Genomic DNA, 15,985 nt, shown 5'->3' with positions numbered 1-15,985 from the left:
ACCCCGTCGTCGGCGCGCAGCACCGCACGCAGCGCTCCGCCCCCGAGCCACGAACCGCTGCCGAAGTCGCCGAGTTCCGGCCCCCAGCCGTCGATGAGCCGTGCGTCGTCGGCGTCGATGCCGAGCGCCCCCGCTCCGGTGCCTGCGATGAGGAGCACTCCCCCGGCCCCGTCGAGCGCACCCGCGTGGGCCGTGACCACGTCGGAGGCGACGGCCACCGCCGCACCGCTCGCGGCCGCGAGCCGGAAAGACAGTTCCTGCGCAGCCTCCGGCGCCATCCACGCCCCCGCGGCACCGACGCCGATCACGTCGAGCCGATCACCCTCGAGGAGCGGGAGGATGGCGTCGAGCGCCCTGTCCACACCCCCCGCTGCGGCCAGCCCGGGAGCTCCGATGCCGTCACGCTCGATTCGACCATCGGGACCGATGCGGACCACGCGACACCGCGACTTGCCGAGATCGACGGATACCGTCACGCGTGCATCCATCGGCCCTCCTGAGATCGGCGAAAAACTCTGTGAAAAGAGACTACATGCGAAGTAGACTCTGCAAAAAGAATTTACACCGAACCGGCAGCACCGCACCGATGGAGGACCGATGAGCATCCAGTCGACGATCGAAGCCGCGGCCTCCACCCTCACGCCGTCGCTCGCCCGCATCGCGCTGGTCGTCCGCGAGAACCCCTCGGTCGTGATCGACAACACGATCAACGAGCTGGCCGCGGAATGCGAGACCTCCGTCGCATCGGTGGTGCGCTTCTGCCGTGCGATCGGCTTCAGCGGCTACGCCCCGCTGCGCATGGCCCTGGCCGCCGAGCTCGGCAAGGAGGCCGCCCAGTTCTCGGCACGTGGAGCCTACGGATCGGAGATCTCCGACGACGACACCTTGCAGGAGGCGGTGTCGAAGGTCGCAGCTCTCGAGCTCCTGGCGATCGAGGAGACCGTCGCCCGACTCGACTTCGCCGTGCTCGAGGCGGCCGTCGACGTGATCGACCGCGCCGACCGGATCCTCCTCTACGGACTCGGCGCCAGTCGCTTCGTGGCCGAGGATCTCACCCACAAGCTCCTGCGCGTCGGTCGGAACGCGCACATGCCGGCAGACCCGCACGAAGCCGTGGCCGTCTCGGTGCTCCCCACCGCCCTGACCGTCGCGATCGGCTTCTCGCACTCGGGCTCGACACTCGAGACCGTGCGCTTCCTGGAGACGGCACGCACCAGCGGCGCCGCCACGATTGCTGTCACCTCGGCCAAGGATTCCCCCCTCGCGCGTGCGGCCGATCACCCGCTCTTCACCGAGGTGCGCGAATCGACCTTCCGCGCCGGTGCCATGGTGAGCCGCATCGCCCAGCTCACGCTCGTGGACTGCCTGTTCATCGGCGTCGCGAAGCGTCGATACACCGAGACCGTCGATGCTCTGGAGCGCACGGGCCAGGCCACCCGCGCCCTCCGCGGCTGAGGAACCACGGCGGACGGACCACGCCGGTGCCGAACGCGAGCGAGCCGCCCCGACCCGAAGGTCAGGACGGCTCGCCGTTCCACGACGGTGAGCGTCGTGAAGAGGGTGCGTGTTACTGGTACGACTTCACGATCTCGAGGAGGCTCGGGACGTTGGCGTAGGCCTCAGCCGCGTTCTCCTTGGTGACGATGATCGGGTCGAGCAGGTAAGCCGGAACGACCTTCACGCCGTTGTCGTACTGCTCGGTGTCGTTGACGTCGACCTCTTCGCCCTTCTGGAGCTGACCGACCATCTTGATCGACTGCTCGACGAGGAGCGTGGTGTCCTTGTTGATCGTGGAGTACTGCACACCCTCCATGATCGACTTGACCGACTCGACCTCGGAGTCCTGACCCGTGACCACCGGGACCGGCTTGCCCGCACCCTGCACCGAGGTGATGATGGCGCGAGCGAGGGTGTCGTTCGGGGACAGGACGCCGTCCAGCGTCTCGGAGCTGTACGTTGACGTCAGGATCGAGTCCATGCGGCGCTGAGCGTTCTCCGCCTTCCAGCCCTCGGTCGCCGTCTGGGCGATCTCGGTCTGACCGGACACGACCTTCAGCGTGCCGTCGTCGATCTTCGGCTGGAGCACGTCCATCGCACCGTTGAAGAACACGGCCGAGTTCGCGTCATCGGGCGAGCCCGAGAACAGCTCGATGTTGTACGGAGCTTCATGACCCGCGCGCTCGGCGAGCCCGTCGAGCAGAGCCTGACCCTGCAGCTGACCGACCTTGAAGTTGTCGAACGCGACGTAGTAGTCGACGGCTTCGGTGTTCTCGATCAGACGGTCGTAGGCGATGACGGTGACGCCGGCGTCACGGGCGGCCTCGACCTGCGTCGCGAGCTGCTTGCCGTCCTTCGCACCGATGATGATGACCTTGGCGCCACCGGTGACCATCGCCTGGATCTGGTTCTGCTGCTCGGCGACCGTGTTGCTGGCCGGCGCGTACTGCACGTCAGCCTTGAACCCGGCCTTCTCCAGGCCGTCCGTGAACAGCTGACCGGCGAGGACCCAGTTCTCCGAGGTCTTGTCCGGAAGGGCGACGCCGATCGTGGCATCGGCGGCGAAGCCCTTGGCCTCGTCCCCCGATCCGGAACCGGTGTCACCGCCGCGCTCCGAGGAGCAGCCGGTGAGGGCGAAGGCGCCCGCGACGACAAGCGCTGTCGCCGACAGAAGAATCTTCTTCATGTGATCTCTTTCTCTGGTGTGTGAAGGTCCAGGTGCGCGTGCGGTACGCGCCTGGGCCCCTACTATCCGCGCGTCTCTTCGACGGCGGGGGCTTCGTACTTCTGGCTCGTGGGGTAGTTCGTCTTGGTCGGATCGAACGTGTCGGTCGCCGGGTCCTGCTTGCGGCCGAAGCGACGCGTGAGGAATCCGATGATCGACGGGCGGCCCTGCTGCTTGTTCCAGACGTCGACCCCGACGGCGAACAGGAGCACGAGGCCCTTGATCATGGAGACCACGTCGGCTCCGGCGCCCAGGAGGGCGAGGCCGTTGTTGAGGAACGCCATCACGAGACCACCGATGATCGACCCGATCACGGTTCCGATTCCACCGGAGACGGCTGCGCCACCGATGAAGACGGCGGCGATGGCATCCAGCTCCCAGCCGTTGCCGTCCTGCGGGCCGGAGGCCGTCGCCCTGGCGACGTAGATCATGCCGGCCAACGAGGCGAGCACGGACATGTTCATCATCACGAAGAAGTCGACCCAGCGGTCCTTCACACCCGACAGTCGCGCGGCCTGCCGGTTGCCGCCGACCGCGTAGATGTGGCGACCGAAGACGGTGTTGTTCGTGATGAACGAGTAGAGGATGACGAGGGCCAGCAGGATGATGCCCGAGATCGGGAAGCTGGTGCCCTCGCGCCCGGTGGCGAACAGCCAACCGGCGACGAGGATCACGACCGAGATGAGCACGACCTTGGTGACGCTCACCCAGAGCGGCGCCATGTCGGCACCCATCTTGTGCTGGATGCGACGGGTGCGGATCTCCCAGAACACGATCCACGCGACGCCGGCGAGAGCGAGGAGCATGGTGAAGACGTTGAAGGGCACCGGGATGAACGACAGCTCGGGAAGGTATCCCGCGCCGATGACCTTGAAGCCCTGCGGCACCGGAATCGACAGCGAGTCGCCCACCGCCTGGTTCGCCCCTCGGAAGAACAGCATGCCGGCCAGCGTCACGATGAACGCCGGCACCCCGACGTAGGCGACCCAGAATCCCTGCCAGGCACCGACCAGCACGCCGACACCGAGACCGAGGAGGATGCCCAACGGCCAGGGGAGGTTCCAGTCCTGCATGGCCTTGGCCACGACGATGCCCGTGAACGCGGCGACGGATCCGACGGAGAGGTCGATGTGACCCATGATGATGACCATCACCATGCCGATGGCCAGGATCAGGATGTACGAGTACTGGTTGACGACGTTGATCAGGTTGCCGGAGGACAGCGTCAGTCCGGTGCCCTTGAAGATCCACGTCAGCACCTGGAAGACGACCAGGATCACGACCAGGCTGCCGAGGATGCCGAACTGACGGAGGGTCGACTGCCCTCCCCCGAACATCTTCGTGATGTCCTTGAAGTGGAAGCCGCGCTTCGTTGCGGTGGTGTCGGTGGTCATGCGGATGCTTTCTGGGTCGCGGAGGTCATGCTGCGCATGAGGTCCTCAGGTGTCGCCTGGTCGGCCGGGATGCAGTCGGTGACCCGACCTTCGAAGACGGTGTAGATGCGGTCGGAGATGCCGAGGAGTTCGGGGAGCTCGCTGGAGATGACGATGACGCCCTTGCCCTGAGCCGCGAGTTCGTTGATGATCGCGTAGATCTCGTACTTCGCACCGACGTCGATGCCACGCGTGGGCTCGTCGAGGATGAGCAGGTCGGGGTCGGTGAACATCCACTTCGCCAGCACGACCTTCTGCTGGTTCCCACCGGACAGCTTGCCGACACCCTCTTCGACGGAGGGCGTCTTGATGCGAAGCGCCTTGCGATAGCGCTCAGCCACCGAGAACTCCTCACGGGAGTCGACGACGCCGTTGTGCGCGATCTTCGAGAGCTTCGCCGCGACGATGGACCGCTTGATCGTGTCGAGCAGGTTGAGTCCGAGCACCTTGCGGTCCTCGCTGACGTACGCGAGCCCGTGCTTGATCGCCGACGCGACGTCGTGCAGGGCGACCTCCTGGCCGTCCTTGATCAGGGTGCCGGAGAGGAAGGTGCCGTAGGAGCGCCCGAAGATGCTCATCGCGAACTCGGTGCGCCCCGCACCCATGAGACCGGCGATGCCGACGACCTCGCCGCGGCGCACGTTGATGTTCGAGCCCTTCACGACCATGCGCTCCGGCACGGTCGGGTGCTGCACCCACCAGTCCTTGACCTCGAAGAACACCTCGCCGATCTCGGGGGTGCGATCCGGGTAGCGGCTCTCGAGCGAACGACCGACCATGCCGCGGATGATGCGATCCTCGTTGATCTCCCCGCGCGAGATGTCGAGCGTCTCGACCGTGCGGCCGTCTCGGATGATCGTGATCTCGTCGGCGATCTGCTCGATCTCGTTGAGCTTGTGGCTGATCATGATCGACGCGATGCCCTTGGCCTTCAGCCCCAGGATCAGGTCGAGCAGGTGCTGCGAGTCGTTCTCGTTGAGGGCAGCGGTCGGCTCGTCGAGGATGAGCAGCTTGACGTCCTTGTTCAGCGCCTTGGCGATCTCGATGAGCTGCTGCTTGCCGACGCCGAGGGTCTTGATCGGCACGTCGGGGTCTTCGCTCAGCCCGACGCGGGCGAGGAGCTCGATGGCCCGCTCCTTCTGAGCCGTCCAGTCGATGCGTCCGCCGCGCTGGATCTCGTTGCCGAGGAAGATGTTCTCGGTGACCGAGAGTTCGGGGATGAGCGCGAGCTCCTGGTGGATGATCGCGATACCCGCCTGCTCGCTGGCCGCGATGTCCCTGAACCGCTGCTCCTCACCGTAGAGCAGGATCTCGCCGTCGTAGGTTCCGTAGGGGTAGACCCCGGACAGAACTTTCATCAGGGTCGACTTCCCGGCGCCGTTCTCCCCGCAGATCGCGTGGATCTCGCCGGCGCGGACGGTGATGGAGACGTCGGCCAACGCCTTGACCCCAGGGAACTCCTTGGTGATGCTGCGCATCTCCAGGATGGGGCCTGACACGGTAGGCAACGTTGCTGTGGTGCTCACGGATCTTCCTCGCGACGTGCGGTCACCTTCGATGTGACCGTTCACATCGGTATATCGTCGTCTTCCGTGGGACCGGTGTCAAGTCGGCACCGGCAATTCGAATCCGGACCGTGACACTGTTGCTGCCGGCGCCATCTCGATCCACCACGCGACGGCACGGATCGAAAGGATTCGATGAATTCGAGCGGCGCGCCAGCGCTGCACGGAACGCGTCAGCGGATCGCGGCGGACTCGCGCGCGCGCAGGATCGTCTGCAGCGGCCCGAACGTCGGCGGCTGCTCCCCCCGGATCTGCGCGAGCAGGATGCGCACTGCTCGACGACCGAGCTCGGGGAAGTCCTGGTGCACGGTGCTGAGCGTGGGAGCCACGTGCGCCGCGACCGGGATGTCGTCGAAGCCGATGACGCTCACATCGTGCGGCACCCGCACACCGGAATCACGGAAACCGTGCATCAGCCCGATCGCCATCAGATCGTTCGCGGCGAACACCGCAGTGAAGTCACGCCGGAGCGACAGCTCCTTGCCGGCGAAGTAACCGAAGTCGGCCGTCCAGTCGCCGCGGATCGGCGGGAACGTCGGCAGATCGGCCTCGCGCAGACCGTCGAGATAGCCGCGCATCCGCGACTCCGCCTCGATCCAGTCCTGGGGGCCTGCCAGGTGCAGGATGTCGCTGTGACCGAGCGAGATCAGGTGCTCGGTCGCCGCTTTGGCACCCGCGACCTGATCGGCGGACAGGCTCACGCCATCGGAACCCGAAGCCGTCTGCAGGGTCACGAACGGCATGTCGACCGACATGCCGCGCAGCACATGGAACACCCGCACCTGCGGGGCGAGCACCACGATGCCGTCGGCCTGCTCACGCGACAGCTGCCGCACCGCATGGCCGATGGCCTCCGGTGTCGTGTCGGCGAGGTTCAGGGTCGAGACCGAATAGCCCTCCTCCCGCGCCGCATCCTCGATGCCGGCGATGGACGAGGTGGGTCCGAACTCGCCGATCGTCGCGGACAGGATCCCCAGCATGTTCGACTTGCTGGTGACCAGGGCGCGCGCGGCGAGGTTCGGCCGGTAGTCGAGGACCGAGATGGCATCGAGCACCTTGGCCTTCGTCTCGGGCCGGATGCTCGGATGATCGTTGAGCACGCGGGACACGGTCTGATGCGAGACACCGGCGAGGCGGGCGACGTCGCGGATGCTCGGCAGGCGGGCGCGCTCGGAGGCGGTGGACATCACTTGCCTCCTTGCGTGTGCACGGTCACATCCCCACTACATTATGTCGGTCGACGCCGGCGCGTGCACCTCTCGACGGCGGGACCATCGCCGAACGGCTTGTGCCCGGGCACCGGAACGACCCCCCGGTTTCGTCGGGCGGCACCGGATCCGCTCCGACCCGCATGGCATGGTGACGATGTGGACACTCTGCTGCGCGGCGGGCGCGTGATCGACCCGAAGACGGAGACCGACCGGATCACCGATCTGCTGATCGCGGGCGGGCGGGTGGCGGCGGTCGGCGACGGGCTCACGGCGCCACCCGATGGCGAGGTCGTCGATGCCGCCGGCCTCATCATCGGGCCGGGTTTCGTCGACCTGCACAGCCACGTGCACTCGATCGCGGGGCACCGGCTGCAGGCGATGGACGGTGTCACCACCGCCCTCGACCTCGAAGCAGGGCTCATGCCGATCGCCGACGCCCTCGCGCGCGCCGCGGGCGACGGGCGCCCCCTGAACTACGGGTTCTCGGCCTCCTGGTCGCAGGCACGGGCATACGCGCACCTCGACCGGATGCCCGTCGCCGACTTCACCGCGTCGATGGATCTGCTCGGCACGCCCGAGTGGCAGCGCTCCTCCTCCCCCGCGGAACGCGGCCGCTGGCTCGGTCTGCTCGAAGACGAGCTGGGGGCGGGGGCTCTCGGCATCGGCGTTCTCATGGGATACGCGCCACGGTCCGATCCCGACGAATATCTCGACCTCGCACGTCTGGCCGCCGCAGCGCACGCCCCGACCTTCACGCACGTGCGGGAGCTGATCGAAGCCGACCCCCGCACGCCGATCGACGGCTCGGAAGAGCTCGTGCGCGCCGCTGCCGAGACCGGGGCCGCGATGCACCACTGCCATGTGAACAGCACCTCGCTGCGCCACGTCGACCGCGTGCTGGGCCTGCTCGACCGCAGCCGCGCCGCCGGATCCCGCGTCACCGTCGAGGCCTACCCCTACGGGGCCGGCAGCACGGCGATCGGCGCCTTCTTCCTGGCGCCGGAGAAGCTCCCAGGCCTCGGCATCACTCCACGGTCTCTCGTGCTCGTCGACACCGGCGAGCGCATCGCCGATGAGGCCCGCCTGCGCGAGGTACGCGCGACGGACCCCGGTGCCACCTGCATCGTCACGTTCCTCGACGAGGGCGACCCGTTCGACCGCGCACACCTGCACCGCGCCCTGGCCTACCCGGATTCGATCGTGGCGAGCGATGCGATGCCGATCTCGTGGAACGCGAGCGGCGGACGCACCGTGTACGAACAGCGCGACTGGCCGCTCCCCGCGGGCGGCCACACTCATCCGCGCACCGCGGGCACCTTCGCGAAGTCGTTGCGGCTCATGGTTCTCGAGAGCGGCACGTGGAGCTGGCTCGAGGCCTTCCGCCGCTGCTCGTTCCTCCCCGCGCGGGTCCTGGACGAGGTCTCGTCCGGCATGCGGGGCAAGGGACATCTGGCGGTCGGCGCGGATGCCGACATCGTGGTGATCGACCCGACGACGTTGACCGACAGGGCGAGCTACGCCGACCCGATCCGACCGTCGCGGGGCGTTCGGGAGCTGTATGTCCACGGCACTCGCGTCGTGCACGAAGGAGAGATCGTGACCGCAGCCCTACCGGGCCGCGCCGTACGAGGGGATGCCGCATGAACGACGACCTGCAGGAGTTCTTGGACGCCACCGCCGCAGACCTGGGCGTCCCCGGCGCGGTCGTCGGTGTGATCGACGGGGATCGGGAGCTCATCGCGACGACCGGCGTCGCCGCGGTCGATACCGGCGCCGCGGTGACGGAGAGCACCCTGTTCCAGGTCGGCTCGACCTCGAAGACCTTCACGGGAACCGTCGCGATGCACCTGGTCGAGAACGGCGCGCTCGACCTGGACACACGCGTGGTCGACGTGCTCCCCGACTTTCGTCTCGCCGACGGGGAGGCCCTCGCGGCGCTGCACATCCGGCACCTCCTCACGCATTCCGGAGGGTTCCTGGGTGACGCGGATGATCGGCCAGGGTGGGATGACGACGCCCTCGCCCGCAACGTGGCCACCTTCTCCGATCTTCCGCAGTTCTTCGCGCCCGGTACCATCGCCTCGTACAGCAACGCCGGCATCCGGCTGCTGGGTCGCGTTATCGAGACGATCACGGATGAGACGTTCGAGCAGGCGGTGCAGCGCGTCGTCCTCGATCCGCTGGGCATGACGGAGACGTTCTTCTTCCCGTGGGACGTGATCGCTCGCCCCCATGCCGTGGGGCACGTCCCCGGCGAGAACGGAGCGATGGCGACGTTCCCGCACTGGCCCTTGACTCGCGACATCGCGGCCGAGGGCGGCATCGTGTCGTCGGTGCGCGATCAGCTCACCTACGCCCGTTTCCAGATGCGCGGCGAGTCCGAGGGCACGCCACCCGTGGGCGACGCGACCCGGCTCCTGATGCAGCAGCCCCACCTCGCCGCCGGTCCGCCCATCGACGCGATCGGTCTGCCCTGGCTGCTCAGCCGACACGGTTCGGCTCGCGTCGTGATGCACGGGGGGAACATCTCCGACACGCAGCTGAGCGAGTTCGTGATGGCTCCGGAGGAAGACCTGGCCGTCACCGTGCTGACCAACAGCGGCAGCGGCAAGGCGCTCGGGGCGCAGCTCGTCGACTGGTGCTTCGCACGGCTTCGCGGCATCGAGAAGCCCCCCGAGACGGCAGAGCTGCACGCGGTGGAGCTGCTCGAGGAGATGGTCGGCACCTACGACGCCGGGCAGTGGCGCTACGACGTCACCCGTGTCGGCGATGCGCTCGAGTTCGCGATGGTGCTGCGTGAGGACATCGCCGCCCTCGGTATCCCGGCCCGCCCGCCGCTGCGGCTGCGCGTGCGCGCCGACGGCGCCCTCATCACCGACGCCGATCAGCCCGTAGGGCGCGTGCTCGACGCGGCTGAGGGTGGTCCCGAGCTGCTCCACGTGGGCATGCGCGCCGTGCGACGCCGCTGACCGCCGATCCTTCGTCCGGGCGCACCAAGGTCTGGGGAAGTCTCGTCGCCGGGCACCAACGAGGCGACGGAGCACGCGAATAGTCTCGGCCCCATCGCCGTCGCCCGAAGACGACGGCCCCACTCGACGAAGAGGAGCGCATGTGTCCGACCTGAACGAAATCGGCAGCTGGGTGCGGGAGAACCTTCCCACGATGCTGGCCGACGCGCACATCCCCGCGGCATCCGTCGCGATCCTGGCCGGTGGCGAGATCTTCACCACCGCAGCCGGGATCCTCAACCGCAACACCGGCGTCGAAGCCGACGAGGACTCGGTCTTCCAGATCGGCTCGATCACGAAGACGTGGACCGCGACGCTCATCATGCAGCTCGTCGACGAGGGTCTGCTCGACCTCGATGCCCCGGTGCGCGACACCGTGCCCGCGTTCGCGATCGGCGATGACGCGGCGGCGAGCGCGATCACCCCCCGCCAGCTGCTGAGCCACGTGAGCGGGTTCGAGGGCGACCTCTTCAACGACACGGGTGTCGGCGATGACGCGGTCGAGAAATATCTCGCGACGATCGCCGACGCTCCGCAGCTCTTCGCCCCCGGCGAGCGCTTCTCGTACAACAACGCCGCATTCGTGGTGCTCGGCCGCATCGTCGAGGTGCTGCGCGGCACGTCGTACGACCAGGCACTGCGCACGCACCTCGCCGCCCCGCTGGGCCTCACGCACGTGGCCACGACGGCCGCCGAGGCGATCATGTTCCGTGCAGCGCTCGGGCACATCCCCGCCGAGAGCGGCGATGAGCCGGTCCCCGCGCCGGTGTGGAGCCTGGTGCGCTCGAACGCCCCGGCCGGATCGATGCTCGCCATGACGGCACGCGACCTCGTGACCTACGCCCGCATGCACCTCGACGGCGGGGTCTCCGCCGACGGCACGCGGGTGCTCTCGGAGCAGAGCGTGCGAGCGATGCAGGAGCGGCAGGTCGATCTGCCGGAGCTCGGCCTGATGGGCGATGCCTGGGGCCTCGGCTGGGAGATCTTCGACTGGGACGGCGGACCCGTGATCGGGCACGACGGCGGCACGATCGGACAGAACGCGTTCCTGCGGATGGTCCCTGGCGCGGGGGTCGCGGTGGCCGTGCTCACGAACGGCGGGCGCACGGTCGACGCCTATCACGCGATCACATCGAAGGTGCTGGCGGCTCTCGCCGGGGTCACCGTACCCACGCTCCCCTCGGTTCCGGAGTCACCGGTGCCGATCGACCTCGAACGGGTGCTGGGCACCTACTCGTCGTCGGTCTCCGACTCGACGGTGCGTGTCGACGACCAGGGTCGCATCTGGCTGGAGCGCACCATGAAGGGCATCTTCGCCGAGCTGGGTCCGGCTCCCGAACCGGTGGAGCTCGTCGGCTGGGCCGGCGACACCCTGCTCCCGCGCGAACCGCAGAACGGCATGCACATGCCGCATGCGTTCGTCGGTGACGACGGCAGCGGCCGCGCGCTGTACCTGCACACCGGACGCGCCGATCGCCGGGTGGACGCGTGACCATCACGACGGCCCCGGCATCCGAGACGTCCGCGCAGATCGCCGAGATCTTCGCCGACGCGGGAGCCACGGGCTTCCTGCACGCTCGGGAGATCGGCGTGGCCGACGGTCCCGAGGTGACCGTCGGCGCCGACGATCCGGTGGTGCTCGCCTCGGTCTTCAAGATCCTGGTGCTCACCGCCTACGTGCGGGCGGTCGCCGCGGGCGAGCTCGACCCGACGGCCCGCACGACCGTGACGGCGCGCTACCGGATCGGCGGCGTGGGCACCGCCGGCTTCGCGGACGACGTCGAGGCCAGTTGGCGCGACCTGGCGCTGAACATGATGTCGATGAGCGACAACGCGGCCACCGACGTGATCTACCACCGCCTCGGAACCGAGGCGGTGGACCGGGTCATCGCCGACCTGGGGTTGGCGGACACCCGACTCATCGGATGCTGCGAGGACCTGTTCGCCTCGGTGATCGCCGACCTCGGCGGTACCCCGGACAGCCACCTGGACGAGCTGTTCACCGGCGCGACCGCAGAGCAGATCGTCGCGCTCGACGCCGTGCAGCCGCTGCGGACCTCGCACTCCACGCCGCGGGATGTCACCACACTGCTGAATGCCCTGTGGACCGACACCGCAGCCGCGGCCGAGGCCTGCCGTCAGGCGCGCGACATCATGGCGCTGCAGATCTGGCCGCATCGGCTGACCGCCGGATTCCCCGGCGAGGTGCGCATCGCCGCGAAGACCGGCACGCTGCCCACCTGGCGCAACGAGGCCGGCGTCGTGACCTATCCCGACGGCCGTCGGTACGCGGTGGCCGTGTTCACCCGGGCCGCCTCGCTCGCCGACCGGCAGCCGCTCGTCGACGCCTCGATCGGCCGTGCCGCCTTCGCCGCCGTCGAGGCCCTGCGCACACAGACCGTCTGATCCGCACTCCCCCTGCACCACCGCACTCCCCCTGCACGACCCACCTGCACCATCCCGAACACTGCTGGAGGCTTCTGATGCGTTCTCGTACCCCGCTGATCGCGCTGCTCGGCGCTGCGGCGCTCGCCCTGACATCCTGCGCCGCAGGCACCCCACCGAGCGGAGGCGACGGCGCCGACGGCGTGCTCGCCGACGGCAAGACCTTCACCTCGGTGATCTCCACCGATCCGGGCAGTCTCGATCCGTTCGTCACCGTGATGTCGGTGGCGCGATCCATCGACCGTTTCCTCTACGCACGGCTCGTGGAAGTGCTGGAGGACGGCAGCATCGCCTCAGGCCTCGCCGACTCCTGGGAGGCGGACACGACCACGGCGACCTTCACGCTGCGCGACGGCATCACCTGTGAAGACGGCACCCCGCTGACGGCGACCGATGTGGCGGCGAACATCACCCACATCGGTGACCCCGCCAACGGCTCTCCTCTGGTCGGGCTGCAGGTGCAGCCGGGCACCAGTGCCGTGGGTGACGACGCCACCGGCACCGTGACGGTCACCAGCGGACGACCGGACTCGTTCCTGATCGAGAACATCGGGAGCATCTCCATCGTCTGCGGCTCGGTGATCGACGACCCGGATGCGCTCGCGAAGGGCGCCGGCGCGACCGGGATGTTCACCATGACCGAGGTCGTGCCGAACAGCCAGTACACGCTGACCCGCCGCGACGACTTCACCTGGGGACCCGACGACTGGGACCCGAAGCAGAAGGGTCTCCCCGACGCGGTGGTGTTCCGGGTGGTCCCGAACGAGACGACCGCCACCAACCTGCTGCTCTCCGGTGAGGTCAACGCCGCTCTCGTGATCGGCCCCGACAACCAGCGCCTGAAGGACGCGGGCCTGTTCCACACCGAGATCCCGACCCCGGCGGGGCAGTTCATCTTCAATCAGGCAGAGGGACGCCCCACGGCTGATCAGGCCGTGCGCGAAGCGCTGATCGAAGCCCTCGACCTCGACCAGATGCGCCAGGTGCTCGGCAGCGGCGCCGGCACCGTTCCGACGGGTCTCGTGACCGTGTCGCCGAACCCCTGCCGCGCCGACGTGCTCACGGGCTTCATGCCGGAGTTCGATGCGAAGGCCGCCGCCGCCGCCCTCGACAGCGCCGGGTGGAAGGCCGGCAGCGACGGGGTGCGCACCAAGGACGGCGAGACGCTGACGCTGCGCATGATCTACTCCTCGCAGCTCGGCGACGCCGGCAACGCGTCGGCGGAGCTCGCCCAGGCCGCGTGGAAGGATCTCGGAGTCGACATCACCGTCGCCGCCGTGGACTCCCCGACGCTGAGCGAGACCCTGTTCTCCACCGGCGACTGGGACATCTCGGCCGCACCGCTCACGGTCTCACTGCCCAGCATGCTCGTGCCGTTCTACTCCGGTCCGACACCGCCCAACGGCACCAACTTCGCCTCCATCGACAACCCGGAGTACACCGACGCCGTCACCGCGGCATCCGCCAAGGCCGGCAGCGAAGGATGCGACGACTGGGGCGCCGCGGAACAGGCCCTGTACGCGACGACCAGCGTCGTGCCGTACGCGAACATCAACCGCTCGACCTTCGCGACCAAATCGACGTTCACCGAGGGCGACGGCATCGACCCCACGTCGATCCGCATGTACGAGTAGACCGAAGACCGGAGACCGGAGACAGCCGATGGCCAGCACCACCGCCACGCAGGCGATACTGATCAGATCCGCACGGTCGGACAACCCGTGGGTGTCCTTCCTGGTCCGGCGCGGAGGGCAGTTCGTGCTCTCGGTGTGGGTGCTGGTCACGGCTGCCTTCCTCATGATCCACCTCGTGCCGGGCGACCCGGTGCGCGCTGCCCTCGGGCTGAACGCCCCGGCCGAGCTGGTCGAGGCCCGACGCGCGGCGCTCGGCCTCGACCAGCCGCTCATCGTGCAGTACTTCCGCTACATCGGGGGCCTGTTCACGGGCGACATGGGCTCCTCGATGATCACCAGTCAGCCGGTCTCCGAGATCATCGCCACCCGGCTCCCCGCCACGCTGCAGCTCGCCGTGCTCGCTGTCGTGCTCGTGCTCCTGGTCTCGGTCCCCCTCGGGGTGACGATGGCCGTCGCCACCCGCGGCGGGCGGCGACGTGGCCTCGAACTCGCCTTCGCGACCGGATCGGTCATCCTGGCCGCGATTCCCGAGTTCCTGCTCGCCGTCGGTCTCGTCTACGTCTTCGCGGTGTCGCTGGGCTGGTTCCCGGTGGCGGGCAACACCGCGCCGTTCTCGCTCGTGCTGCCCGTGGTGGCGCTCGCGGTCGGACCGATCGCCGTGTTCTCCCGCATCATCCGGGTCGAGGTGCTCTCGGTGCTCGGTCAAGACTTCATCCGCACCGCACGGGCGAAACGTCTGGCCCCGCACCGCATCTACTCGCGCCACGCGCTGCCGAACGCCATGACCGCGACCCTCACCCTCACCGGCCTGCTCCTGACCGGCATGGTCGCCGGCACCGTGCTCGTGGAGAACGTCTTCGCCTGGCCGGGCCTGGGCACCATGATCGTGCAGTCGATCCTCAGCAAGGATTACTCCGTCGTGCAGGGCATCGTGCTCGTCTACGGGGTCGGGGTGCTCGTCGTGAACCTCGTGATCGACGTGATCCTCGCGCTCCTCGATCCTCGCTCCACCATCAGGGAGGCATGATGTCGGCACGCACCGCCTGGTCGGGCATCGTCCGTTCGCCCCTCGGGATCACGGCTCTCAGCCTGATGCTCCTCGTCACCCTCGGCGCGATCTTCGCCCCGATCATCTGGGGTGCGCAGGCCGAGCAGGTGAATCCGGCCGCCATCACCCAGGGCCCCAGCGCCGAGCACCTGCTGGGCACCGACACCCTCGGACGCGACGTGCTCGCCCGTGTCCTGGTCGCGACCCGGCTCTCCGTGGTGCTCGCGGTGATCGCCGTGATCATCGGGGTGGTCGCCGGCACCCTCCTCGGCACGGCGCCGTCGGTGCTCCCCCGGTGGCTCGGACGCCCGATCGTCGGGTTCGTCAACATCGCGGTCGCCTTTCCCGGCCTCCTGCTCGCCCTGTTCTTCGCGGTCATCTTCGGCGTCGGCTCCACGGGCGCCGTGCTTGCGATCGGATTCGCGATGGCTCCGCAGTTCGCCCGACTCACGCAGACCCTGTCGGCCGCGATCGCGGGCCGCGACTTCATCTCCGCCGCCCAGGTCGCCGGCGTCTCGCGCTTCCGCATCCTGATCCGCCACGTCCTGCCGAACATCGGCGAACCGCTCATCGTGAACGCGACAGTGGCGGCCGGCTCGGCGCTGCTCGCCTTCGCCGGGCTGTCGTTCCTCGGCCTCGGCGTGCAGGTGCCCGAATACGACTGGGGCCGACTGCTCGGCGAGGGCCTGAACCGCATCTACCTGAACCCGGCGGCCGCCCTCGGCCCCGCCGTGGCGGTCGTCATCGCGGGACTCGCGTTCAATCTCCTGGGCGAGACCGCGGCCGCAGCCCTCGGCGGACGATCCGCCAGGCGCCGGCACCGTCTCCCCGCCGTCGCGCTCCCCGGCGCGAGCACGCCCGGCGCCGCCCCGCCCCCGCCGGGCGGCGGGGGAGGAGGGGGGCGCCTCGTCGACGCCCG

The 15,985-nt window shown here is 68.6% G+C and carries 12 protein-coding genes and 1 pseudogene; 8 read left to right on the top strand and 5 right to left on the bottom strand.

What is annotated here, in order from left to right; translation table 11 throughout:
• Positions 1-488 (bottom strand): annotated as a pseudogene (locus tag B2869_RS00415) (ATPase); the annotation flags it as partial.
• Positions 489-597: 109 nt separating this feature from the next.
• On the opposite strand from B2869_RS00415, the gene B2869_RS00410 reads away from it, so the two are divergent.
• Positions 598-1,455, top strand: a complete 858-nt coding sequence (locus tag B2869_RS00410; protein WP_136024218.1) for a MurR/RpiR family transcriptional regulator — start codon at positions 598-600, stop codon at positions 1,453-1,455.
• 112 nt (positions 1,456-1,567) lie between these two features.
• Here B2869_RS00410 and B2869_RS00405 read toward each other — a convergent pair whose 3' ends face one another.
• The 4 genes from B2869_RS00405 to B2869_RS00390 all read right to left on the bottom strand — a co-directional run bounded on the left by B2869_RS00405 (position 1,568) and on the right by B2869_RS00390 (position 6,907).
• Positions 1,568-2,683, bottom strand: coding sequence for a sugar-binding protein (locus B2869_RS00405; protein ID WP_292761300.1), 1,116 nt, complete (start codon positions 2,681-2,683; stop codon positions 1,568-1,570).
• A 62-nt stretch (positions 2,684-2,745) separates the two neighbouring features.
• Positions 2,746-4,116, bottom strand: a complete 1,371-nt coding sequence (gene mmsB / locus B2869_RS00400) for a multiple monosaccharide ABC transporter permease (protein WP_021199881.1) — start codon at positions 4,114-4,116, stop codon at positions 2,746-2,748.
• The gene (gene mmsA, locus B2869_RS00395) at positions 4,113-5,633 is read right to left on the bottom strand and encodes a multiple monosaccharide ABC transporter ATP-binding protein (protein ID WP_046398953.1); all 1,521 of its coding nucleotides are present in this window, start codon (positions 5,631-5,633) and stop codon (positions 4,113-4,115) included. The genes mmsB and mmsA overlap by 4 nt, the downstream gene beginning before the upstream one ends.
• A gap of 260 nt (positions 5,634-5,893) precedes the next feature.
• Positions 5,894-6,907 carry a LacI family DNA-binding transcriptional regulator gene (locus tag B2869_RS00390; RefSeq protein WP_021199883.1) on the bottom strand — a complete coding sequence of 338 codons (1,014 nt, stop codon included), beginning with the start codon at positions 6,905-6,907 and terminating at the stop codon, positions 5,894-5,896.
• 180 nt (positions 6,908-7,087) lie between these two features.
• Here B2869_RS00390 and B2869_RS00385 point away from each other — a divergent pair, with 180 nt between their 5' ends.
• The 7 genes from B2869_RS00385 to B2869_RS00355 form a co-directional block, all read left to right on the top strand.
• Positions 7,088-8,575 (top strand): amidohydrolase family protein, encoded by a 1,488-nt coding sequence (locus B2869_RS00385; RefSeq protein ID WP_292761294.1) that lies wholly within the window; start codon positions 7,088-7,090, stop codon positions 8,573-8,575.
• A complete protein-coding gene (locus B2869_RS00380; protein ID WP_292761292.1) occupies positions 8,572-9,900 on the top strand; it encodes a serine hydrolase domain-containing protein in 1,329 nt (442 codons plus the stop codon). The genes B2869_RS00385 and B2869_RS00380 overlap by 4 nt, the downstream gene beginning before the upstream one ends.
• A gap of 142 nt (positions 9,901-10,042) precedes the next feature.
• Positions 10,043-11,431 (top strand): serine hydrolase domain-containing protein, encoded by a 1,389-nt coding sequence (locus B2869_RS00375; RefSeq protein ID WP_167256104.1) that lies wholly within the window; start codon positions 10,043-10,045, stop codon positions 11,429-11,431.
• Positions 11,428-12,345 (top strand): serine hydrolase, encoded by a 918-nt coding sequence (locus tag B2869_RS00370; RefSeq protein ID WP_292761286.1) that lies wholly within the window; start codon positions 11,428-11,430, stop codon positions 12,343-12,345. Before B2869_RS00375 ends, B2869_RS00370 begins: the two co-directional genes overlap by 4 nt.
• 77 nt (positions 12,346-12,422) lie before the next feature.
• Positions 12,423-14,018, top strand: a complete 1,596-nt coding sequence (locus B2869_RS00365) for an ABC transporter substrate-binding protein (RefSeq protein WP_292761284.1) — start codon at positions 12,423-12,425, stop codon at positions 14,016-14,018.
• Between the two features lie 28 nt (positions 14,019-14,046).
• A complete protein-coding gene (locus B2869_RS00360; protein ID WP_051668055.1) occupies positions 14,047-15,045 on the top strand; it encodes an ABC transporter permease in 999 nt (332 codons plus the stop codon).
• On the top strand, positions 15,045-15,985 hold a 941-nt coding region (locus B2869_RS00355), incomplete at its 3' end, for an ABC transporter permease (protein ID WP_292761279.1). The genes B2869_RS00360 and B2869_RS00355, both read left to right, overlap by 1 nt.

Source organism: Microbacterium sp. UBA3486 (assembly GCF_002377845.1).
Lineage (GTDB): Bacteria > Actinomycetota > Actinomycetes > Actinomycetales > Microbacteriaceae > Microbacterium > Microbacterium maritypicum_A.
This window is presented reverse-complemented; position numbering and strand designations above follow the sequence as displayed.

Bases quoted from the DNA above. Each gene is read 5' to 3' on its own strand.
- B2869_RS00410 (WP_136024218.1), top strand. From the start codon at position 598: ATGAGCATCCAGTCGACGATCGAAGCCGCGGCCTCCACCCTCACGCCG.
- B2869_RS00405 (WP_292761300.1), bottom strand. From the start codon at position 2,683: ATGAAGAAGATTCTTCTGTCGGCGACAGCGCTTGTCGTCGCGGGCGCC.
- mmsB (WP_021199881.1), bottom strand. From the start codon at position 4,116: ATGACCACCGACACCACCGCAACGAAGCGCGGCTTCCACTTCAAGGAC.
- mmsA (WP_046398953.1), bottom strand. From the start codon at position 5,633: ATGCGCAGCATCACCAAGGAGTTCCCTGGGGTCAAGGCGTTGGCCGAC.
- B2869_RS00390 (WP_021199883.1), bottom strand. From the start codon at position 6,907: ATGTCCACCGCCTCCGAGCGCGCCCGCCTGCCGAGCATCCGCGACGTC.
- B2869_RS00380 (WP_292761292.1), top strand. From the start codon at position 8,572: ATGAACGACGACCTGCAGGAGTTCTTGGACGCCACCGCCGCAGACCTG.
- B2869_RS00365 (WP_292761284.1), top strand. From the start codon at position 12,423: ATGCGTTCTCGTACCCCGCTGATCGCGCTGCTCGGCGCTGCGGCGCTC.
- B2869_RS00360 (WP_051668055.1), top strand. From the start codon at position 14,047: ATGGCCAGCACCACCGCCACGCAGGCGATACTGATCAGATCCGCACGG.